Below are 21,837 nucleotides of genomic sequence, written 5' to 3'. Positions count from 1 at the left end.
CCCCGCGGCCCCCCCGGGGGGCCGCGGGGGGGGGGGGGGGGGGGGGCGCGGGGGGGGGGGGGGGGGGGCGGCGGGCCCGCCCCCCCCCCCCCCCCCCGCCCCAGGTCGGTTCGCCGGCGTGACGGCGCCGCCGGGCCGGGAGGCGTTCGGCGTGCGGGCGTGACGGCGGCGGGCCGGGGGCGGCCGGGTTGCCGTGTCGTCGCCGGGATTCAGCGCAGCCGGTCCAGCACCGTCCGCAGCACGGGGGCGAACGCGTCGGGGTCGTCGGCGAAGCCCGTGTGGTCGCCGGGGAACAGGACGGGGTCGAGCCCGAGCGCCTGCCCGAGGGCCCGGGAGGCGCGGTCGCACAACTGCCCGGCCGACTCCTCGCCGATGCCGATCACCAGACCGGGCGTCGCGCGCAGCCGGTCCAGGTCGGGCGCCCAGTGCGTGGTGGCGTGCAGCTCGTGGGCGAACCAGCGGCGCTCGTCGGCGACGTCCCGCGGGTCGCGCGGGCCGCCGAACATCATCTCCAGCGCGCCGTCCGGCACCGTGATGCCGGCCTGGCCCATGACCCCCGCCCAGGCCCCGACGACGTCGCCGCTCAGGTAGGCGGCGATGAGCTCGTCGGTCTGGCGGTGCAGCTCGTCGCGGTCCGGCAGCAGCTCGATCAGCGGCGGTTCGTGGGCGACGACGCCGCGCACCTGCTCGGGACGGGCCTGCGCCAGGGCCAGCGCGGTGACGGCCCCGCCGCTGGAGCCGAAGACGACGGCCGGACCGGCGTCCACGTGCGCCAGCAGGCGGGACAGGTCGTCGGCGCGCAGCCGCGGCGTGGAGTCCTGGGCGGGGTCGTCCAGCGGGCTGTGCCTGATGCCGCGCGGGTCGGTGGTCAGCACCGTGTGGTCGCCCGCGATCAGGTCGGCCAGCGCGGCGAAGGAGCCGGCGTCCATCGGCGCGCCGACGAGTGCGACGAGCGGGCCCTGGCCGCGTACCTCGAAGTGCAGGCGGGCGCCCGGGACGTCGAGCGTGGAGACGGTCGTGGAGACGGTCGCGGTCATGATGTCCTCCTGGAAGCGACGGCCCTGACGTGGGCCGCCGGATGGTCGGCCGCGGCCGCGGTCGTGACGACCGCGTCCAGCAGCGGTGGTGCGGCGACGGCCACGAGCAGCGCCAGGGCTGCCGGGATCACCAGGGCGAGGGGCAGCGACGCCGTCGTGGCGACGTACCCGATGAGGGCGGGGCCGACGAGGCCGCCGCCGTAGCTGACGGTGGTCACCGCGGACAGGCCACGCGCGGCCCCGCCCACGGTTCCGAGCAGGCTGGCCACGACCGGCCAGACCACGGCCACGCCCGCGCCGGACAGCGCCCAACCGGCCATGGCGCAGCCCAGACGGGCGGCCGCCCCCACGGGCAGGACGCCCGCGAGCAGGACGAGCCCGTAACCGGCGGTGGCGGTCGCGCCGGCCAGCCGGATCGTGAGGCGGACGCCGAGCCGCGTCCTGACGGCGTCGCCGGCGAACCGGACGAGCGTCATCGCCACGAAGAAGACGGTGTAGACGAGCGACCCGGTGGCCGGGTCGGCGCCCAGGACGCGGGTCGCGTGCACCCCGGCCCAGTCGGTGGCGGCGCCCTCGGCGACGAACGCGGCGGCGCCGATCACGCCCAGCATGGCCAGCACCCCCGGCCTGAGCCGAGCCACCCCCCGCCCCTCCGCCCCCCGCCCCTCCGCTCCGCCCACCCCGCCCGCACCGTCGCCGACGGCCCCGCCCGCACCCCCGCGGGCGGCCCCGACAGTGGTCCTGGCAGCGCCTCCGACGGTGGTCCCGACGGTGGTCCCACCCGTGGTCCCGGTGGTGGTTCCGGCCGTGGCCCGGGTGGTGGCCATGGCGGCGCCCCCGACGGCGGCCATGGCGGCGGTCAGCGCTGTCGCGCCCACCAGCATCAGCACCCGCACGTCGGCCCCCGCACGCAGGGCCGCCGTGACGAGCGCGCCGCCCGCCACCGCGCCGAGCGTCCATGTGCCGTGCACCGTGGCCATGATCGGCCGCCCGAGCCCCCGCTCGACGGCCACCGCCTGGACGCTCAGGGCCACGTTCAGCAGGCCGAAGAGCACCCCGAGCAGAGCGGCCGAGACCATCAGCGGCCCGGAACCGGCCGCCAGCGCCGGGCCGGCCAGCGCCAGCGCCGCCGCCGGTGCGCAGACCCGCAGCAGCCCGCCCCCGGACCACCGGTCGCACAGCCGTCCGGCCACCGGCATGGCCGCGAGGGAGCCGGCGGCCAGCACCATGAGCAGCGTGCCGAGCCCGCCGGGCCCGAGCCCGAGGCGCGCGTCGGTGGCGGGCAGCGTGGCGGCCCACACCGCGTTCGTGACGCCCGTCAGCCCGTAGCAGAGCGTGATCGTTCCTCGTCCGGCCATGTCCTGATCCTTGCGGTGGCGCGGCGTCCGGGTCCAACACCTGTTCGAACGCGATTCACGCGCCTGCTGTGTGAATCAGGTAGGAAGGTGGCATGCCGGACGACGTCGAGATCCGCCTGCTGCGCCACTACGTGGCCGTCGCCGAGGAGTTGCACTTCAGCAGGGCCGCCCAGCGCCTGTACGTGGCGCAGCAGGCGCTCAGCCGCGACGTCCGCAAGCTGGAGGACCGGGTGGGCCGCCGGCTCCTGGAGCGCACCACCCGCAAGGTCGCCCTCACCCCGGAGGGACGCCTGCTGCTGACCCGGGCACGGGAGATCCTCGCCCTGTACGACGCCACCATGCTGGACCTGCGCGGCCGGCCCAGGTCGCTGACGGTCGACGTCGTCGGCGCCGGTCTGACCCCTGCCCTGGTGCTGGCCGCGGCCCGCGCCCACGCGCCGGGGGTGGAGTTCTTCGCCCGCTTCCACAGCGGCACCGAAGCGGCTCCGCCCCTGCTGGCCGACGGCCGCCTGGACGTCACCTTCGGCCGCAGCCCCGAACCCCCCGGCCTCGGAACGCCCGGCCCCGGAACGCTCGGCTCCGAAGCACTCGGCTCAGGAGCGTCCGGCCCCGGAGCGTCCGGCGTCAGAGCGCCGGGCCTGGGGGCGTCCGGCCGCGTGCGGTGGCGGCCGGTACGTCACGAGCGCATCGCGGTGCTGCTGCCCGAGCGTCACCCGCTGGCCCAGCTGCCCGCGATCCCCCTGGAGTCGTTGCGCGGCGCGAGCCCGTGCATCCGCGCCGGCGACCACGCCACGCCCGGCTGGGAGCACGCCGTCCTGCAGTTGCTGGCCCCCTTCGGCGTCGACGCCGCCCTGGCCCACCCGCACGTGCGCGGGGGCGACGAGCTGGCCCAGCACCTCCGCGACCGCGACGCGCCCATCCTCACGCTCACCACGCAACCCGACATCCCGGGGGCGGTCCTGCGCCCGCTCGTGGACCCGGTCGCCATGTTCCCCTGGACGATGATCTGGCGCGCCGACGACGACCATCCCGGCCTGCGCGCCCTCCACCAGGCCGTGGACGAGCTGGCCGCCGCCCACGACTGGCTCGGCGTCCCGGACGGCGCGTGGTTCCCCGGACCCGAGGCCGGGTCAGCCCGTCAGAAGGCGTAGTCGTCAGAAGGCGTAGCGGATGCGGCAGTAGGGGAGCCTGGCGGCGATCAGCCCGGTCAGGGCGGCGACGTAGCGGCCCTTGTGTCCGTTGCGGTAGCGGACGTTCCAGCCGCCCGTCTCCGACCGTTTGGCCTGCTGCAGCTCGGGCCGCCACAACACCTCCTCGGCCTTCGGATGCCAGCCCAGGTTGACCTGGTGGAGCCGGTCGTTGTGGGTCAGGAAGATCACCTCGGCGGCGAGCTGGGCGCGGGCCTCGGGCGACAGCGCGTCGTCGAGCCGCTCCAGCAACTCGGCCCAGTCCTCCAGCCAGCCGTCCCGGACCACCACCGGGCTCAGGTTGACGTGCACCTCGTAACCGGCCGCGACGAAGTCGTCGATCGCGTCGATGCGCTCGGCGACCGGCGAGGTGCGGATGTCCAGGAGCTTGGAGTCGGCGGCGGGCATGAGGCTGAACCGCACCCGCGTACGCCCGCGCGGGTCCCACCCGAGCAGGTCGCGGTTGACGTACTTGGTGGCGAAGCTGGCCTTGGCGTTGGGCAGGTCGCGGAAGAGCTCGACCAGGTCCCGGACGTTGTCGCAGATCGTGGCGTCGAGCGAGCAGTCGGAGTTCTCGCCGATGTCGTACACCCACAGGCGGGGATCGACCTGGTCGGGCCGGGGTCTGACGCCTTGGCGGGAGGCGTGCCGCCGCAGGTAGCCGGTGATCTGGTCGATGTTGGCGAACACCGTGATCGGGTTGCTGTAACCCTTGCGGCGGGGCACGTAGCAGTAGGCGCACGCCATCGCGCAGCCGTTGGCCGTGGAGGGCGCGATGAAGTCGGCCGAGCGGCCGTTGGGCCGGGCGGTCAGCGACTTCTTGACGCCGAGCACGAGCGCCTCGGTCTTGATCCGCACCCAGCGGGCCACGTTCGCCTCGTCGCCGTACAGCTCGGGGATGCGGTAGTGGCTCTCGACCTCGACGATCTCGGCGCCGGGGAACCTGGCGAGGATCTCGCGCCCGCGCGGCAGCGCGGCGGCCGCGGGCTCGGCGTAGATCCGCCGGACGTCGAGGAGGCCGGTCACGGCCGCTCCGGCTGTTCCATGGGGCAAGAGTATGCGGTCCGCGACGCGAGTTGCCAGGTCAGCACGGGTGCGCCGCAGCTTCGGCAGTGCTCGCGCCGGTACACCCAGCGCTCGGAGGGGGCGTCCGGGTCGCTCACCACCTGCCCGGCGTCCCGGCCGAGAGCGAGATACCGGACCGCCGTGTCCCACAGCCGCCCGGCGGCCTCGGCGCAGACGTCGCGGGCGTTCGGATGCAGGCCGACGAGGAACAGCAGCTCGGCCCGCCACGCGTTCCCGATGCCCGACCACACCTTCTGGTCCAGCACGGCAGCGCCCACCGGCCCGCCGAACGCGGTCAGCCGGGCCACGGCCTGCTCCGGCACGGCGTCCGCGCGCAGCGGATCGGGCCCGAGCGAGTCCCGCAACGCCGTCACCTGCCCGCGGGTCAGCGCCTCGCACCGCGAAGGCGCGATCAGGTCGTAGGCCACCTCGCCGGTCGCCAGCCGCAACCGGGTGCCGGGCCGCGGCGACGTCCCCGGATCGTCGTACCGCAGGAAGACGCCCCGCATGCCCAGGTGGACGTGCACGGTCGGCGCGTCCGCGAAGTGGTACAGCAGGTGCTTGCCGACCGCCTCCACCTCCGTCAGCACCCGCCCGTCCCACGGTCGCGCGTCGAACCGCCCCTGCGGCCCGGCGGCGAGCACCGTCCGCCCGGCCAGGTCCGCGTGCTGCCCGGCGGCGTGCCGGTGGATGAGATGTCCTTCGGGCATGCTCGGGCCCATACCCCCGTGAGCTGCGCCGACGCGCCGCGCGCGGCCGGTCCACTGAGTGGACCGAACGTTGCCCGCCGCCCTTCCGCCCCAACAGCATGGACGCGATGTAAGTGATCGCTCACGCAGAGCGACGAACGCTCGGGCGATCAGACCGTCCCACGGAAGGACGAGCACGATGAACGACAGAACAGCGAGAGCCCTGTCCCGGGCCCTCATCGCGACGGTGGTGGCGGGGGCGGTGGTGACGGCGGTGACGGCCCCCGGCGCGGCCCATGCGGCCGGCGTCCGGGCCGCGGCCGAACCGACGTGCGGGAGCTGGGTCTCCAGCGCCGTCTTCCCCGGCCTGTCGGCCCGGGCCTGTATCTGGGGCACCGGCGCCTCCTGGAAGCAGGCCCAGACCGAGGTCTTCAACGGCACGGGTTTCGCGGTGGAGGTCGAGACCCTGACCGCCACGCTCGACCCGCTCCCCGGCAACGCCCGGTGCACCGCCATCCACCTCCAGAACGGGCAGACCGCGTTCTGCGGCACGCGGAGCGTCCCCGACAACAACCCCTTCCAGTTCGACCGGGCCGTGGGCTCCGTCCAGGTCACCGACCTGGTCCACCGGGAGCAGTTCGCCTTCGCGTCCCCCTTCGTCGGCTGAGCGGGAAAGGGTGGTGAAGCCTTGACCGGTCCCGCGGAGGAGCCGGAGCAGGTCCGCCTGGTCCGCACCGCCGATCTGGCGGATCTGCGCTTCGGTTTTCCCGGCCTGTCGTTCAAGCGCCCGGCGGCCGGCCGGATCCTGGTCAGGACCGTGCCGGAGCGCGAAGGGCTGATCGTCGTCACGTTCGCCGCGCAGCACATCGTGGAGCAGGCGTTCTTCGAATCGGCCGGGGCCGGGCTGCCCGACCCCGTCCCGGTGCGGCCCCATCCGGCGCCTCCCGTCGTCTCCCGGATCAGCGGGCGCACCACGCTGGTCTTCGTCGTGGGGCCCGAGGACGAGGTGCCGTACACCGCCGAGGGCCTGCTGGCGGCCATGAGACGGCTGCCGCTGCGCACGGTGGGCGACGAGGGCCCGGCCGACCCGCTGCGCGACCCGGCGGGGGATCCGCGGACCGCGATCGAGCTGCCGTACCGGCTGCTGCTGTCACCGCCCCCTGACGTGCGCTGGACCCACCGCACGGCCCCCGCCGACGGCGCGGACCGGGTGGAGCTGTGGCACACGCGGGTGCGTGACACGCGGGCCAGGGCCGTGTGGACCAGGGACTTCCCCGGCGACACGCCGGTCGATCCGCCGCCCGACCCGCTTCCCACGTCGTTGACGCCCGCCGACCGGGCCGCGCTCGTCCACCTCACCAGCGACCGCGGGCTGTTCACCGAGCCGGGGCACCAGCCGTACGTGCCCGTGCCCGTCGAGGTCGGCCACCTGATCCTGTCCGCGATGGGCGGCTGGCTCGACGCCCTGGGCAGCTGGGACCCCCGCCCGGCGATCACCAACGTCAGCCAGTGGCGGCACCGCGCGGCCATGGGCCGCGACCACTACGTGCGGGTGCTCTACTCGGGCTACCTGTGCCCCTTCGGGCACCGCGCGGACCTGGTGAAGGTGACCGAGCGGAAGTTCGATCCAGATCGCCCGGAACATCCCGCCTACCTGGCCCAGCGCATCTTCATCACCTGCCGCGAACCGGTCCGGGACTTCCCGCCCGGCACGGCCCGCCGCGACGACGACGGCGAACGACTCGACGCCCTGTTCCCGTTCCGGCGGGTCGAGCTGCTGACCCTGGTCACCCCCGACCTCTCCCCGCCCGCCGACGTCCTGCCGGTGGGCGAAGGGCAGCACGCCTTCTTCCCCGCCGTCCGCGACCAGGACCCGTACCTGTTCAAGGTGCGCGCGACCGACCTGGCCGGGCGGGAGACCGAGTTCAGCACCCCGCTGCTGTTCCTCACCGAGAACTTCAACAAGGGCGCCGACCTGGTGGCGGCGGCAGCGGCGTACAACGCTCTGGACCCCGGTCCGGCGGAGGCCCCGCCGGACCGGCTGAGCGCCGCCCTGCACGGCGCCCGGGTCGCCGTCGCCGCGCCCGCCGCGCCCGGCGACACCACCGTCGAGGCCGCGACCCTCGTCTGGGGGGCCGCCCTGCCGACGGACCGCGACGACCGGCTCCACCAGCGGATCCCCGGCTTCCTCCCGGTGCTGCGCTGGGCCTCGGCGGTGGTCCCGGCCGTGAGCAGGCTCACCGGCGCGGCCGGGCCCCGCCAGGTCCGGTACGCCCGGCGCTACCGGGTGGCCGCCTTCGACCGGACGCCCGACAGGCCCGGCGACCCCGTCAACCCCGGCGAGGTCTTCCTGGAGCTGGTCGCCGGCACGTCCCCGCTGGTCATGGACTTCGACGACCAGCGGGACCGCGCCGGCGGCCTGGCCGCGCCCACGTTCACCGTCGCGGGCCTGTCCCGCCTGACCGGGCCCGTCAGCGCCGCCAGAACACCCGCCGCCGCAGCGGCGGACCCGCTCGGGACGGTCGCCGACGGCGCCTTCCGGCCCTCGGACTTCTTCGACGCGATCGGCGCGAAACTGTTCGGCGTCATCCCGCTGTCCGCCCTGGTCAAGGCGGCCGGCCTGGACGAGGAGCTGAAGGCGCCGCGATTCGTCACGCAGACCGTCAACGCCGCCACCGCCTTCCTCTCCGACCTGCGCCGCGCCGAACGCCAGCTCACCGGCGTGGCCGCGCGCTTCCCGGCGGTGGCCGCCGCGGCCGGGCGAGTGCAGACCACCGCGCTGACCCTCGCCGCCACCGTCGAGGCGTTCATCGCGGGAACGGCCGACCTCGGCCAGGTGGACGCGGCCTTCCGCGACTTCGGCGCCGCCCTCGACGCGCTCGGCGCCGGCCTTCCCGCCGACGTGGACCACGCCGTCGTCACGCTGCTCGGCCACCTGCGACAGGCCCTCGCCATCTGGGACGACGCCCCCGCCGGGGTACTGCCGCTGCGGCAGGCGATCGAGAGCGCCAGGGCGGGACTACGGCTGCCGGAGTCCGTCGCCGCCCGGCTGGAGTGGACGCCCGACATCCAGCCCTGGTCGTTGCGCGAGGGCGAGCCGCCGGTCTTCGTCCCGCACGACGGCCACGGCGACCCGGCGCGCGAGGGCCGCTTCTCCGTGGTCGTCGACCTGCGCGCCGGGCTGCGGCCCGACACCCGCCCGGCCGCCGACGTGACGTGCACGCTGGAGGAGTTCGACCTGGTGCTGCTGCCGGGCGTGCTGGAGGCGATGCGGCTGGACTTCCGGCGGATCAGGTTCACCATGCGGGCCGGCGAGAAGCCCGACGTCGAGGTGGCGTTCCGGAACGTCGAGTTCATCGGGGCGCTGTCGTTCGTCGAGACGCTGCGCCGGATCATCCCGCTCGACGGGTTCAGCGACCCGCCGACGCTCGACGTCTCCCCGCGCGGCGTGCTGGCGAGGTACGGGATGCCGCTGCCGAACCTGGCGATCGGCGTCTTCAGCCTGGAGAACATCTCCCTGAACGCCTACCTGGACCTGCCGTTCGCGGGCACCCGGCCGCTGGAGATCGGGTTCGCGTTCTGCCGCAGGGACGCGCCGTTCCGGCTCACCGTCTCGCTGTTCGGCGGCGGCGGCTGGTTCGGGATCGTGCTGTCGCCCGACGGGGTCCGCGCGCTGGACGCCGGCCTGGAGTTCGGGGCCGCGGCGTCCGTCGACTTCGGGGTGGCCAGCGGCAGCGTGTCGGTGATGGCCGGGATCTACTTCCACCTCGACGCCACGACCGGGCAGGCCGTCCTGTTCGGCTACTTCCGCGCCCGCGGCGAGGTGGACGTCCTCGGCCTGGTCTCCGCCTCCATCGAGCTCTACCTGGAGCTGGGGTACGAGGGCGGCGACGCGGTCGGCCGGGCGCGGATCACGATCACCATCGAGATCGGGTTCTTCGAGGAGTCCGTCGAGATCAGCTGCGAGAAGCGGTTCGGCGGCGCCCGGTCACCGACCGCCGCCGCGGAGCTCGCCGAGGGCGCGGTCGTGGACGGCGGCCAGGCGGGCGGTTCCGCCGCGACCTTCGCCCAGATGATGGCGCCGTACCGGGATCCGGTCACCGGCGCGCGACGGGACCCGGTCGCCGAGTACTGCGGCGCCTTCGCGGCGGTGGCCTGACATGAGCGAACGGACCGGACCGAGTACGGGGGAGCGCATGGGCACGTTCAAGGTTCTGTGGACGGCGTTGCCGGCCGGGCCGGCCGGGCCGGGCGAGGTGCGGCTGTCGGTCGCCGTCGGGCCCCGGCTGGAGGCGCCGCGCGGCCGGCTCGACGACGTCGCGGAGTTCACCGACTGGCCGAGGACGCTGCGCGAGACGGTGCTGCCGGCCCTGCGGATCGTGTGGGACGGCCACGCCGCCCCGGTCGTCCCGCGCCCCGACCCGAGATCCCCGGTTCCCGACTCCGACCTGTGGGGGAGACTCTTCCCGGCCGCCTCGCCGGTGCGGTCGCGCTCCCTGGCCGCCGCCGGCGCCCTCGGCGCGGCGGTCACGGGCGGGTCGCCGGGCGTGCGGGTGTTGCGGTCGTTCCCCGCGGCGCTGGTCCACGAGCGCATCGCCACGCTGTACGACCAGATCGGCCAGGCCGTGATCAGCGACCGCCTCACGCCTCCGGGAAACGGCGAGGCCGCCCTCGGGGACGGCCGCCCGCGACGGCCCTGGCGTCAGCCGTACACCGGTCTGGTCCGCGAACTTCCGGTGGCCGGCGAGATGAGCAGGTTCAGCGGCGACCCCCAGGCCGCCTACCGGGCCATCGACGGCATGATCGGCGGGAGCCCGAGCTCCGCCGCCGAGCTCGGCCCGGCCACCCTCGACCGGACGAGCGCGACCTACCGGGGTGACGAGACGAGGTTCGCGCTGGCCGAGGCCGTCAGGTTCTACGACCGGCCCAAGCCCCCCGGCAACGGCGGCGGCCCGGCGGGCGCGGAGACCGGGCGGCCCCGGCCGGAGCCGCCCGACGTGGAGTTCCACGGCGTCTGCGGCTTCCTGGCCGACTATCCGGAGCTGTGCCGCCGGCTCGGGCTCGTCCTCGACCTCCTCGTCCCCGTGCCGCCTGGGCTCGCCGCCGCCGGACGGCTCCGGGTGGCGTTCGAGGACGTGCCCCCGCCGTTCGACACCGACCGGCTGCGGCCGTGGACGCTCTACGACTTCGCGCCGGGGGAGCGCTTCACCGCCGCGTCGCCGCCCGGGCACCCCGTCCAGGGCGGCTGGCTCGGCCTCGGCGGCGACGACTGGACGGTCACCGACGCCGACGTCGACGGCGCGGCCATCAAGGCCGCCGACTTCACCGCGCTGATCGAGCGCATGCACGGCCTGAGCGGGCCGAGCGGCCAGCCGAGCGCCCAGCACCTGGGCACCGGCACGACGGCGCTCCAGGGCGCCGGGCTCACCGTCTTCCACCGCGGGCGGGACGCCTGGCTGGCCGCCCAGATCGGCGACGACGCCGCCCACCAGCGGGGACCGGACGACGCGGTGCCCGAGCTGCACGCCGGGCACCTGGTCCGCGGGTTCCGCGTGGACGCCGGGATCGTCGGCCCGGGCGGCGCCGTCACCAGCTGGCTCTCCCTGTGCCGCCGCCGGGGCTCCTACCTCATCCGCCGCGGCGGGCAGCCGCCGTACTGGATCGAGGGGATCGCCGACGACGAGGGCGCGGTCCGGGCGAGCGCCGTCACCCGCGACGCCACCAGGACCGACGAGCTGTACGTGCACCAGGCGCTGTTCGGCTGGGACGGCTGGAGCCTGGCCGCCCCGCTGCCCGGCCGCACGCTGGACAGGTTGGGCCGGCCGGTCGTCGCCGATCCGGAGGTGGACGCGAACTTCCCGCTCGACACCAAGTTCACGCCGGTGCCCGGCTCGCTGCCGGCGCTCCGGTACGGGCGCACCTACCGGCTGCGGGCCCGCGTCGTGGACCTGGCGGGCAACGCCCTGGACCCGGAGGCGCAGGCGCCCGCGTCCGCGCTGTCGCGGGCGATCACGTACTCGCGGTGGGAGCCGGTGCCGCCGCCCGTGATCGTCGAGCGCAGGCCGTTCAACGAGGGCGAGTCGAGCCAGTGCCTGGTCATCCGGAGCACCGTCACGGCCGCCGGACGGGACGTGCCCGCCTGGGAGTGGGCCCTCGACCGCCAGGACGTCCCCGGCCACACCGACCACCCGCCCGCCGCCGACGGGCTGAGCCGCCGGTACGTCTACTACGACGAGCGGTTCGTCGCCCCGCCCAAGACGTCGCTGCAGATGGCCGAGCGGCACGGCCGGTTCGACGACGCCATCGGCGGCGACCGGCCGCAGGAGGTGCGCAGACGGTTCTTCACGGCCGCCGCCCGCGAGGCCGGCACGTTCCTCGACACCGTGGTCAGCTACGCCGACGACCCGCGCCGCACCCGCGACCTGCTGTTCTTCGGCGAGATCGCGGTCGCCAAGCACGACGCCGCAGACCCCGAGCCGGCCACCCAGCTGCCCGTGACGCGCGGCGCCGGGCTGAAGCGCGGCGAGTTCGTCGTGCACACCGCCGCCGAGCTGATCCTGCCGTACCTGCCCGACGTCCTGGCCAGGGGCGTCACGCTGTACGGCCTGCCGGGCGCGCCGCCCATGTACCCCGTCTCCTTCTACGACGGCTTCCACGACGTCTGGCCGGACGCGGCGCCGTTCACCCTGCGGATCGAGGAGGGGGACGGGCCGCCGCGATGGCAGGACGTCCCGCGCCGGCTCACCGTCCACCTGCCCAAGGCCGAGACGGCGACCGTACGGCTCAGCTGCCGGCTCACCGCGGCCGATCTCGCCCTGCTGCCCGTCTGGCAGCGCCTGCTCGTCTCGGACTTCTGGCGCGACCTGACCGACGACGAACGGGAGCTGATCGCCGAGGAGACCGTGGCCGGGCTGAACTGGCTGCTCACCCCGTACACGGAGCTGCGCCTCGTGCACGCCGTCGAACGCCCGCTGTCACCGCCCGCGCTCGCCGGGCTGGACTTCGCCCGCGACCCCGGACAGACCTTCGCCGACCTGCGGGGCACCCTGCGCGCACACCCCCGCAGCACCGGGCACGTCGACATCGACGCCACCTGGACGCGCTGGACCGACGACGTCACCGAACCGGTCCCCCGCCGGATCAGGGAGCACGCCCACGTCGGCCGGGTCGAGCTGGCCCACGCCGACCGCGAGGAGGTGCGCCTGCCGCACTCGGCCACCCCGGTCCGCCACGACTTCGGCGACACGCTGCACCGCAACGTCGCCTACCGGCCGACCGCCACCACCCGGTTCCGCGAGTACTTCCACCCGTCGATCACCGCCGATCCCGGCCTCGTCACCAGCGCCGGCGAGCCGAGCGCCGGACCGTCCGGGCGGGGCTGGCCGGTGCCCGCGAGCAGGCGGCCGGAGCCGCCGAAGCCGTCGTACCTGCTGCCCACCTTCCGGTGGAGCCGGCAGGAGGACCGCCGCGAGCGGCGTCTGGTGTCGGTACGCGACGGGGCCGGCGTCCGGGTCCACCTGGACCGGCCGTGGTTCTCCTCCGGCGACGACGAGTTGCTGGCGGTCGTCCTCGACCCGCCCGGGGGCGACGCGCTGCCCGGCCGGCTGGCGACCCGGTGGGGCACCGACCCCGTCTGGTCGGACGCGACCGTGCTGCCCCCGCCCGCTCCCGGCAACTTCCCCGGCCCCGTCACCGCCGTCGGGCTGCGACTGGCCGAGTCGGGGGAGGGCCGCGAGCTGACCGGGGCCGTCGTGGCGTACGAGCCGTCGTACGACGCGGCCAAACGCCTGTGGTTCGCCGACGTGGACGTGGACCTGGGCACGGCCGGCCAGGCGTCGGCCTGCTTCCCGTACCTGCGCCTGGCCCTGGCCCGCTACCAGCCGCACGCGCTGACCGGGCTGGAGCTGTCGCCGGTGGTGCAGGCCGAGTTCGCGCAGCTCGTGCCGCGCCGGACGCTGACGGTCGAGGAGGTGTCCGGCGGGGGGCTGCGCGTCGTCCTCGCCGGGCCCGCCGCCGCCACCGAGCTCGGCGCGTCGGCCGGTGCCGGGCTGCCCGGGGTCGCGGCGAGCCACCGCGTCACCGCGACCGTCCAGCGGCGGCCCTTCACCAGCGCGGAGGAGCTCGACTGGACGGACACGCCGATCAAGGCCGAACTGACCTGCGGCACGGCCGGGGCCGGCTACCAGTGGTCGGCGGTGATCCCGCCGGCGGTGCTGGACATCGTCTGGCAGTACCGCCTCCTGGTCGAGGAGCGCGAACGCTACCGCACCGACCCCGGCACGGCCGACGAGACGGTCGTCATCGACGCGGCCGGGGGTGGTGCGCCGGAGCGGATCCCGGTGGGCGAGCGGCTCGCGCACGCGGACAGCGTCCCGCTGCGCGCCCGGCTGGGGCGGCTGGTCATCGACTTCGACGCCTAGCCGGACCGCCCGGCCGTGACCGGCGGCGACGGCCGCCGGTCCCCCCTTCAGACGGGCGGCTGGGGGCTCAGCGGCCGGGTGGCGGGCCTTCTGGGGCGGCCAGCAGGCTCAGGGCACGGCCCGCTCCCGGCACCCGGGCCAGATTGGCGCTGATGCACGCCGCGGTCTCGCGTACGGCGTCGGCCAGCAAGGGCAGCCGGTTCGTGCCGACCACCACGACGGCCGCCGCGGCCACCACGGCCCCCGTCGGCGCGCGCACGGGGGCGGCCACACAGCCCAGGGGCGGCAGGGCCGCCTCGAAGTCGAAGGCCACCCGCCGCTCGCGGGCGTCGCCGACCCGCCGCGCCCACTCGGCCGGGGAGTGCCCCTCCGGCAGGCTCCAACCGGGATCGGGACGGCGGCCCGACACCGGGTTGCCCACCGCCAGCACGACCTCGGCGGCGCTGGCCACCGGAAGCACCAGGCCGGGACGCATGCGGAAGACCTCGTCCACGGCCGGGTCGCCGATCCCCGAGACGACGATGACGTCGTCGCCGTCCCTGACCGCGATGGTCACCGCGCATCCGGCGGCGGCCAGCCGGCGCAGCGGCCGCACGGCGGCCGTGCTCAGCACCTGGGCCGGTGACCAGCGCTGACCCCAGCGGAACATCCGCGTGCCGATGCGGTAGCGGCCGCCGTCCTCGCGGTGGACCAGGCCGAGGTCGGTGAGCCGGCACAACAACCGGTGGGCGGTCGCCTTGGGCAGGCCGGTGGCCACGGCGAGCTGCGTCAGCCCGGCCTCCTCCACCCGCGCGAGCTCCTCCAGCACCGCGAACGCGCCGTGCAGCACCCCGCGCCCGGCGGCGGGCCCGGCTCGTCCGTCGTCACCGTGGCCGCCGCCGAGCTCTTCCGGGCAGAATTCCATCGCGCACCCCCCGGGTCGCACTGACCCACCCGTTCGTATCACCAGGACGGACGCGCTCCCCAGATTCCCGGCCGCCATAAGTGACTAACCAATCACTCAAAGTGATGCGGCGAGGCGAGTGCACACTTCGGGGGCCTGATCGCAAGAGGTGCGGACGGCTATAGGCGAGTTTCTCCGTCGATAGGGTGACGTGTCGCAATGACACGACTACTTATCGTGTGCGAGCGGTATCAGTCGTTCGGCCGGGCGGACACCGGCGACGGGCGCGATCAGTTCGCCAAGACCGCGCCCTTCGCCGGTCCTTTCCGTGCGCCGCAAAGCCCCGCCTCCAGGAAGGGACTACATGCGCAGCAAAGTCGTCGCGGTCTTCCCGGGCAGCGTAGCCATGCCCGCCGCCGGGGTGCTGGCGCCCCTGGCCGCCCGTACGCCGGCCGTCCCGGAGCTCCTGGCGGAGATCGACGCGGTCGCCGCCGAGTACGGCTCGCCACCGCTTAGCGCCTACCTGCTCACCCCGGACGCCCCCCGTCCGCCCGGCCCCGAGAGCCACTACCTGGCCCTGATGGCGGTGTCGTCAGCCACCTTCGACACCCTCGTACGGGAGGGGCTCCAGCCGTACGCGCTGGTGGGCCACGGCCTCGGGGAGCTGTGGGCCCTGGTCGCCGCCGGGGTGCTGAGCGCGGGCGACGGGGCGCGCCTGGCCTGCGCACGCAGCCGCGCACTGACCGGCCTGGGCTGGCCGGGCGCGATGATGTCCCTCGACGTCTCGGCCGTGCAAGCCCGGCACCTGGTCGCGCTGCTCGATCATCCCCATCTCGTGGTCGGGTGCGACGACACGCCGCGGCGGTGCGTCCTGTCGGGGCCGCGCGAGCTGATGCCGCAGGCGGCCCGGATCTCCGGACATCTGGGCTGGACGAGCGCCGTTCTCCGGGTTCCGCACCCCGCCCACACGCCCGCGGTCGCCGCCGCGGCCGCCGACCTGAGAGGGCGCATGCCCGGCGTCAGGACGGCTCCGGCCCGCTGGCCGGTGTTCTCGCCGACGCTGGGACGTCTGCTCACCCCCGACGACGATCCCGTCGCCGTCACCGCCGACGCCATGGTCGTCGCCGTGCACTTCCACCAGGCCGTCCGGGGGCTGGCCGCCCGTGGCGCGGAGGTCTTCCTGGAGTGCGGGGCGGGCGAGGACGCGGTCGCGCTGGTCCGCGCCATCGTCCCCGCCGCCACCGCCGTCTCCCCGCTCGCCGCCGACGGCCCCTGGCGGCCCGGCGAGCCCTTCCACCCCGCCGCCGTCCTGAACACCCCCGCGCCGGCACCGAACGGCTCCGCCCCCACGCCGGCTCCGGCCACGCACGGCGGCCCTCCCCTGCTCCTCGACCAGATAGAACCGCCGTGGCGCGACGAACCCGCAGCGCCGCCCCCGCGCGACGGGTTCCCAGGGCTTGGCCGGCGCGGCGAAGCGGTGGAGCGGGTCGCGTGGCCGCAGGCCGGTGCCGGGCTCGTGCCCGCCCCGGCCCGTCCGGGGGACGCCGATCAGGAGACGGGCCGAGCGGGGACGGCCGGTGGTGCGGCTCTCGGTCAGGAGGCGGGCTGGCCGGTGGCCGGTGGTGCGGCTCTGGGGCGGGAGGCGGGTCGGTTGGGGGCGGTTGGTGGGGCGGGGCTCGGGGAGGGGGCGCGTCCGCGGCTCGCGCCTGCGCCGCCACTCGCGCCGCCGCTCTTCCCGTCCGTCGACCGGATGTTGCCCCCGGGGACGCTTCTGCTGTGCGGCGGGGCCGACGTCCCGGCGTTGCGGGCGTTGACCGACGATCGTGACGACGTCGTGGTGGCCGACGCCGACACCATCGACTGGACCTGGCTCCCCCTGACGCCCCGGCACCTGCGGGTGGTCGCCCGCCCCGGCCCCGACGCCGGCCCGGTGCACGAGGCGATGATCGCCACCGCGGCGCGCTTCCCGCACCTCCACAGCATCGCCGCCCTCGTCATGGACGCACTGCGCCAGGAGGTGGTGCCGCACCCGATCGCCGGCCTGTTCACGGGGGCGATCCAGCCGCTGGCCGCCGAACTGGCCGGTTGCGCCTGCGTCGCGGTGGCGACCGCGGACGTCGACCTGCCCGCCGCGCTCGACGTCCTGGCCGCCGAACTGGAGGCGGCGCCCCCGCTGCTGGCCGCCTTCTACCAGGGCCCCCAGCGGCTCCTGTACGAGCTCACCCCGGCCTTCGGCGACCAGCCGTGGCAGGGGAACGGACGATCGTGGCCCTCGCCGACCAACACGGCATGAACGCCCCGCCCCGCCGACATCCCGGGGAAGCGACTCCTGACGAGACCGCGCCTTCCGCCGCCGCCACTCTTTGCGTACGCTGCATGACGGTAAGTGACAGGCAAGCATTCGTTCAGGAGGGGCATTGCGCAAGACAAGGCATGTCGCGGCGGTCGTCGCCGGGGCCGTCGCCCTGCTGTCGCTGGGGTTCACCGCGCCCGCGTCGGCCGCCACGGTCCTCGACTGCGACACCTTCGTCCACAACAACGACAACTACCTCGGCATCGCGATGTGCAGCAACCCGACGGGCCAGACCTGGCGATTCCGGGCCGTGATCACCTGCGGTTGGGCGCCCGACGTCGTCGGCGACTGGGTCGATCTCCCGCCGGGTCGCTCGGGCCAGTCGCAGGGCGTCTGCGGCCGGCTCGGCACGGGCGTCGGCGCCGTGGGCGTCGACGAGCGCCGCGTCTGACCCGGAAGACGACGAAACGCCGGTGAAGGCCCGCGGCCATGGTCGGGAGCCCTTCACCGGTGGAGCCGGCCGTCGACGGCGACCGTCAGGATCGGGCCGATGCCCTCTCCGTGCGGCGTGCGGGCATCGGTCCGTTCCTCCAGGTGGCCGTCGAACGGCGTCGATCGGGGGGCGCGGGCCGGCGGGGGGCTCGGCGGTGGCGGTCAGGGCCACGCGGCCGAGGATGTGGCAGGTGTTCGGGAACTCGGGGTGGTGGGCGGACAGTACTGATATGTGGATATGTCGATGCGTGCCCGGATCCGAGCTGGGGATCGGGCGGCCTTCTCGCGACTCTTCGACGAGTACGCCAAGGCCGTCTACAACCATGCCTTCCGCCTGACGGCCAACTGGAGCGAGGCGGAGGACGTCATGGCGTTGACGTTCCTGGAAGCCTGGCGATTACGCGCGAAGATCGATCCCGAGGGCGGCTCGCTGCGGCCGTGGCTGCTCGGCATCGCGACCAACGTCTCCCGTAACGTCCGCAGGGCCGCCCGCCGCCATGACGACGCCCTGGCCAGGATCCCCAAGGGCGAGTCGGTGCCGGACTTCGCCGAGGAGGTGGTCGGGCGCATCGACGACGCCGAACGGCTGGCCGCCGTCGGACGGGCGTTCGGCAGGCTCCGCAAGCAGGAGCAGGACGTGTTCGCGCTGTGCGTCTGGGCCGCGCTGGACTACGCCCAGGCCGCCGAGGCGCTGGGCGTGCCGGTGGGCACCGTGAGGTCCCGCCTGTCGCGGGCCCGCAGGAAGCTCGCCGGGTTCGCGGAACGCGAAGGACTCACGGAACACGGGGAACGCGGGGAACCTGGGCAATCCGGGGAACGCGGAGAAATCGCAGGATTCGGGGAACTCGCCGGGACGAGCCGACAGGTAACAGGTGACCGAGGCCCCACCAAGGAGGAGATCCGATGAACGTGCCGGTTGAGCGTGATCTTTCCGAGGGCCGTCGCCAACTGCTCAAGGAGTTCGTGATGACCGAGATCGAGAAGGCGCCCCGTACTCGTCCGTCCCGGGGCAGGCTGCTGGCTCCCGTCGGCGCGCTGGCGGCCGCCGTGGCCGTCGCCGTCCCGCTGCTGTTCGGGGGGCCGGCGTACGCGGTGTCCAGGGCCTCCGACGGGTTGATCGACATCAGCATCAGCGAGGCGCAGGACCCCGAGGGGCTGCAGGCCGAGCTGCGGGGCCTGGGGGCGAACGTGGTGGTCAGCTACGTGCCCGACGGCAAGAAGTGCGGCCCGGAGCCGCGCGCGGCCCGTTTCCTGAGCCAGGAGGAGGCGCCGCTGTCGGTGTTCCCGCCGCCCGAGGGGCATGAGGCCGGCTTCGTCATCGACCCCAAGGTGATCAAGGAGGGGCAGACGGGCGTGCTGGAGTTCAGTGTCAGCGAGGAGAGGAACGTCGCCGGGATCTGGGCGCGCGTCGCCGAGGGGCCGGTGGCCGACTGCGAACTGGTCGACACCGCGGATGCGCCGCTGTCGCACTGACGCCACCCTCCGCCCGTCCTCGCGGGAGGGACAGTACGCTCCTGGGACCTCAGGAGCTCTCCACGAAGCGCGCGCCTGGCCCGGGCGTGCGGCAGACGTCTTCCGGGGCGAGGTGGCTGTGCCCCGCGGCGCACTCGAGGACGACCTTGACCGGCTCGTCGCAGGAGCTCGCATCGTCGACGGGCCGGTGCCGGACGATGACAGACGGGCCCTGCGGGTCGGCGAGGTACGTGTCGCCCCATTCCAGGAGCGCCACGAGCGTGGGCCGCAACGCCCGGCCCTGCTCGGTGAGCTCGTAGGCGAAGCGCTGCCGATCCCCGGGATCCTGGTAGGGCACGCGGCGCATCACTCCCGCGGTCACCAAGGTCTCGAGCCGAGTCGCCAGGAGATTTCTGGCGATCCCGAGGCGGGACTGGAACTCTCCGAACCGGCGCGCGCCGTCCAGCGCTTCGCGAACGATCAGCAGCGACCAGCGCTCCCCCACCACCGAGAGGGCGCGCGCCACCGAGCAGTTCACCGGGTCGATTCGCCGCGTCTCCATGGGAGGAGTGTACCCATCTGGGTTTACAAGCTGTACTCAGCCCTCGTAGACTCCGGCCTGAGTTGAAGAATTAAACTCACAAGGAGAGCGACCATGCCCATGCTCGACGTGTACATTCCCGACGGCGCGCTCCAGCCGGACGCCGAGGCGGCCCTGCTGAACCGCATCACCGAGATCCTCATCCGCAACGAGGGATTCGACCCCGCCGACCCGGTGAGCCGTTCCGTCTCCTGGCTCTGGCTGCACCGACCGGCCGGCATCTACGTCGGCGGAGAACCCGCGGACGCACCTCGCTACAAGGTCGTCCCATCCGTCCCCGAGGGCCAGCTCGACGCGCAGCAGCGGGCGAGCGTCATCGCCGAGGTCACCGAGGCGATCCTCGACGCGGAGAACGGCGCCTGGCCGCGTGACGCCAGCCGGATCTGGGTATTCCCCACCGAGATCCCCGAGGGGCACTGGGGCGGCTGGGGTCAGATCAGGCCGCTCGCCACGATCCTCGCCCGGCTCGCCGGCGACCACACCGAACGGGCCCGTACGCTCGCGCGTGAGCGGATCGCCGCCACCCGAGCCGAACACGCCCGCCTGCCCTGATGAGCGGCGAACGGACGTTCGTCGGCGGGGCCTCGGTTCCCGGTCGGGGTCCTGTGCCGCTCCTGTGGCATCTGGCATGACCTCGCCGTCGGCGATCGCGTAGAGGTGTTCGACGCGGGCGCAGGCGACACTTCCGGCCGTCCCCGCGGCGAGGCTGGTCAGTGGGCGAGGCCGATGGAGGTGGGGATGCTCCAGGGGCCGCAGTCGGAGCCGAAGGTCGCCCTGTCGCAGCCCTGGACGACGAAGGCGAACGTGTTGACCTCGTGGCCGTTGGTCGTCGTGCCGACGCCGTCCCGTACGTAGGGGGCCATCACGTACTGGCCGCTCCAGGCGGTCAGCCGGCCCGTCCGGACCTGGGTGGCCTTGCCGCCGTCCTTGCTCCAGCGGACGTTGAAGAAGTCCCAGTCACGGCCGAGGCCGCTCCACTTGAAGACGAGGTTCTGGCCCTTCCGGTAGACGCGGACCAGGGCGCCGTCGCCGAGGTTCGGCGACCAGACGATCTTGCCGTTGGTGAAGCGTTGCCAGGAGCCCTTCTTGTCCGGGTATCCGAACTCCTTGGTGGTGGGGCAGCCGTACACGCTGCGCTCGCCGCCGTTGGAGCGCCACAGGCCGCCGATGAGACTGCCGGACGGCGCCACCAGCGACGGGTCGCACGCGCTGCCGGCCGCCGCCGCGGGCGCCGGTGTGGCGAGGCAGAAGGTCGCCGCGAGCAGGGCGGCGGCGGCCGTGCCGGTTCGGGATGGTGAGGCTGCGCGGCTCATGGGCGTCCTCTCGTCGAAGGTGTCGGCGCGCGTGCGGTGGGGCCTGGTGCGGGAGCGTTCGGGCGGCTCAGCAGTGCTTGCTCAGTGACATGCGCTTGACCAGGTCGAACAGGTCGGGGTCGAACTGGCCCTTGGCGATCCAGCGATAGGTCCGGCGGTCGTGCAGGTTCTTGACGAACTTGGTGCTGGTGCTGCCGTACACGCGGATGTCGCCGAGCAGGGCACCGGCGCCGTCCTTCAGGTGCGCCCACATCAGCCAGGCGTCGTCGTCGCCGAGGCTGGAGACGGTGGCGTCCAGGCGCGCCGTGCCGTTGGAGTACAAGGTCCAGGTGGCGCCGGGCTCGATCGTGCATTGGCCCGCCGAGAGGTAGCCGCGCCAGACGTACGTCTTCTGCTCCAGGGTGGACGCGCCGGCCGTCGAGGTGACGGACGACGTCAGGACGACGGCGGACACGAGCACGCCGGCGGTCTTGCGGACGACTTTCATGAGGACTCCTCGGGGCATGGGGGGTGGGCCGGGGGGCGGACGGCGGCCGCCGGGGGCGGGCCGATGACCTGGTAGCCGTGACGGGCGGCGACCTCGGCCAGATGGCCGGGATCGACGTCCCCGGCCGCGACCTCGGCGGCGAAGTGCTCGAATCCGGCGGGCCAGGTGAGCTGGAGCAGACGCAGGGGAGCGTCCTGGGCGTTGGCGAAGGCGTGCGGCACCCGGCGGGGGAGCAGGACGAAGGCCCCGGCGGCGACCTGCCACGACCGCTCGCCGCAGTGCATCCGCGCCGTCCCCGACAGCACGTAGAACGCCTCGTCGTCGTCCCGGTGCACGTGCAGGGGCGTGGCGAAGCCCGGCGGGCATTCCTGCTCGATGACGGTGAGCCGGTCGCCGGTCTCCGGCCCGCCCGCCTTCACGGTCATGGTGGTGCCGAGGAACGGGTGGACGGCGCCGCCGCCGGCCGGCAGATGGAGCGCGCTCATGGCCGTCTCCGCAGCGTGTGGAGCCGGATCGCGATGGACGTCATGCCTCACCACCCTTTGTAGCCTCACTCTAAA

At 74.5% G+C, this 21,837-nt stretch carries 18 protein-coding genes; 9 read left to right on the top strand and 9 right to left on the bottom strand.

Going from position 1 to position 21,837, the window contains the following annotated elements; translation table 11 throughout:
* Window positions 1–209: 209 nt before the first annotated feature.
* Window positions 210–1,037 (bottom strand): alpha/beta hydrolase, encoded by an 828-nt coding sequence (locus AB0C33_RS29570; protein WP_358293656.1) that lies wholly within the window; start codon window positions 1,035–1,037, stop codon window positions 210–212.
* The gene (locus tag AB0C33_RS29565; RefSeq protein ID WP_358293654.1) at window positions 1,034–2,395 is read right to left on the bottom strand and encodes an MFS transporter; all 1,362 of its coding nucleotides are present in this window, start codon (window positions 2,393–2,395) and stop codon (window positions 1,034–1,036) included. The genes AB0C33_RS29570 and AB0C33_RS29565 overlap by 4 nt, the downstream gene beginning before the upstream one ends.
* Before the next feature lie 92 nt (window positions 2,396–2,487).
* Between AB0C33_RS29565 and AB0C33_RS29560 the strand changes: the two genes are divergently transcribed.
* Window positions 2,488–3,546 (top strand): LysR family transcriptional regulator, encoded by a 1,059-nt coding sequence (locus tag AB0C33_RS29560; RefSeq protein ID WP_358293652.1) that lies wholly within the window; start codon window positions 2,488–2,490, stop codon window positions 3,544–3,546.
* A gap of 3 nt (window positions 3,547–3,549) precedes the next feature.
* Here the strand turns inward: AB0C33_RS29560 and AB0C33_RS29555 are convergent, their stop codons facing one another.
* Both AB0C33_RS29555 and AB0C33_RS29550 read right to left on the bottom strand, forming a co-directional pair.
* Window positions 3,550–4,608 (bottom strand): spore photoproduct lyase family protein, encoded by a 1,059-nt coding sequence (locus AB0C33_RS29555; RefSeq protein ID WP_358293650.1) that lies wholly within the window; start codon window positions 4,606–4,608, stop codon window positions 3,550–3,552.
* Window positions 4,605–5,357, bottom strand: a complete 753-nt coding sequence (locus AB0C33_RS29550; protein ID WP_358293649.1) for a DNA-formamidopyrimidine glycosylase family protein — start codon at window positions 5,355–5,357, stop codon at window positions 4,605–4,607. The genes AB0C33_RS29555 and AB0C33_RS29550 overlap by 4 nt, the downstream gene beginning before the upstream one ends.
* A gap of 178 nt (window positions 5,358–5,535) precedes the next feature.
* Between AB0C33_RS29550 and AB0C33_RS29545 the strand changes: the two genes are divergently transcribed.
* Genes AB0C33_RS29545 through AB0C33_RS29535 form a run of 3 tightly spaced genes read left to right on the top strand, consistent with a single transcriptional unit; the run spans window position 5,536 to window position 13,756 of the window.
* Window positions 5,536–6,003 carry a hypothetical protein gene (locus AB0C33_RS29545; protein WP_358293648.1) on the top strand — a complete coding sequence of 156 codons (468 nt, stop codon included), beginning with the start codon at window positions 5,536–5,538 and terminating at the stop codon, window positions 6,001–6,003.
* Window positions 6,004–6,024: 21 nt separating this feature from the next.
* On the top strand, window positions 6,025–9,495 hold the full coding sequence (locus AB0C33_RS29540; protein WP_358293647.1) for a hypothetical protein: 3,471 nt from the start codon (window positions 6,025–6,027) through the stop codon (window positions 9,493–9,495).
* 1 nt (window position 9,496) lies between these two features.
* Window positions 9,497–13,756: a hypothetical protein gene (locus AB0C33_RS29535; RefSeq protein ID WP_358293646.1), complete on the top strand. Its 4,260-nt coding sequence runs from the start codon at window positions 9,497–9,499 to the stop codon at window positions 13,754–13,756.
* A 67-nt stretch (window positions 13,757–13,823) separates the two neighbouring features.
* On the opposite strand, the gene AB0C33_RS29530 is transcribed toward AB0C33_RS29535, so the two are convergent.
* Window positions 13,824–14,660: a helix-turn-helix domain-containing protein gene (locus AB0C33_RS29530; RefSeq protein ID WP_358293644.1), complete on the bottom strand. Its 837-nt coding sequence runs from the start codon at window positions 14,658–14,660 to the stop codon at window positions 13,824–13,826.
* A gap of 343 nt (window positions 14,661–15,003) precedes the next feature.
* Between AB0C33_RS29530 and AB0C33_RS29525 the strand changes: the two genes are divergently transcribed.
* The 4 genes from AB0C33_RS29525 (at window position 15,004) to AB0C33_RS29510 (ending at window position 18,897) form a co-directional block, all read left to right on the top strand.
* On the top strand, window positions 15,004–16,932 hold the full coding sequence (locus AB0C33_RS29525; protein ID WP_358293642.1) for an acyltransferase domain-containing protein: 1,929 nt from the start codon (window positions 15,004–15,006) through the stop codon (window positions 16,930–16,932).
* 124 nt (window positions 16,933–17,056) lie between these two features.
* Window positions 17,057–17,383 (top strand): hypothetical protein, encoded by a 327-nt coding sequence (locus AB0C33_RS29520; protein ID WP_358293641.1) that lies wholly within the window; start codon window positions 17,057–17,059, stop codon window positions 17,381–17,383.
* Window positions 17,384–17,668: 285 nt separating this feature from the next.
* Complete coding sequence (locus AB0C33_RS29515) at window positions 17,669–18,331, top strand: RNA polymerase sigma factor (protein WP_358293640.1); 663 nt, start codon at window positions 17,669–17,671, stop codon at window positions 18,329–18,331.
* Window positions 18,328–18,897, top strand: coding sequence for a hypothetical protein (locus AB0C33_RS29510; protein WP_358293638.1), 570 nt, complete (start codon window positions 18,328–18,330; stop codon window positions 18,895–18,897). The genes AB0C33_RS29515 and AB0C33_RS29510 overlap by 4 nt, the downstream gene beginning before the upstream one ends.
* Before the next feature lie 49 nt (window positions 18,898–18,946).
* On the opposite strand, the gene AB0C33_RS29505 is transcribed toward AB0C33_RS29510, so the two are convergent.
* Window positions 18,947–19,438 carry a helix-turn-helix domain-containing protein gene (locus AB0C33_RS29505; RefSeq protein WP_358293637.1) on the bottom strand — a complete coding sequence of 164 codons (492 nt, stop codon included), beginning with the start codon at window positions 19,436–19,438 and terminating at the stop codon, window positions 18,947–18,949.
* A 93-nt stretch (window positions 19,439–19,531) separates the two neighbouring features.
* Here AB0C33_RS29505 and AB0C33_RS29500 point away from each other — a divergent pair, with 93 nt between their 5' ends.
* A complete protein-coding gene (locus AB0C33_RS29500; protein ID WP_358293635.1) occupies window positions 19,532–20,029 on the top strand; it encodes a hypothetical protein in 498 nt (165 codons plus the stop codon).
* Between the two features lie 158 nt (window positions 20,030–20,187).
* On the opposite strand, the gene AB0C33_RS29495 is transcribed toward AB0C33_RS29500, so the two are convergent.
* From AB0C33_RS29495 to AB0C33_RS29485, 3 genes are all read right to left on the bottom strand, one after another.
* Window positions 20,188–20,790: a hypothetical protein gene (locus AB0C33_RS29495; RefSeq protein ID WP_358293634.1), complete on the bottom strand. Its 603-nt coding sequence runs from the start codon at window positions 20,788–20,790 to the stop codon at window positions 20,188–20,190.
* 67 nt (window positions 20,791–20,857) lie between these two features.
* Entirely contained in the window at window positions 20,858–21,277 is a 420-nt protein-coding gene (locus AB0C33_RS29490; protein WP_358293633.1) for a DUF6294 family protein, read from the bottom strand.
* Window positions 21,274–21,762 (bottom strand): cupin domain-containing protein, encoded by a 489-nt coding sequence (locus AB0C33_RS29485; RefSeq protein WP_358293631.1) that lies wholly within the window; start codon window positions 21,760–21,762, stop codon window positions 21,274–21,276. The genes AB0C33_RS29490 and AB0C33_RS29485 overlap by 4 nt, the downstream gene beginning before the upstream one ends.
* Window positions 21,763–21,837: the final 75 nt, after the last annotated feature.

Source organism: Nonomuraea sp. NPDC048881 (genome assembly GCF_040649795.1).
Taxonomy (GTDB): Bacteria; Actinomycetota; Actinomycetes; order Streptosporangiales; family Streptosporangiaceae; genus Nonomuraea.
The sequence above is the reverse complement of the archived record's forward strand: the minus strand, read 5'-3'. Positions and strand labels throughout refer to the sequence as shown.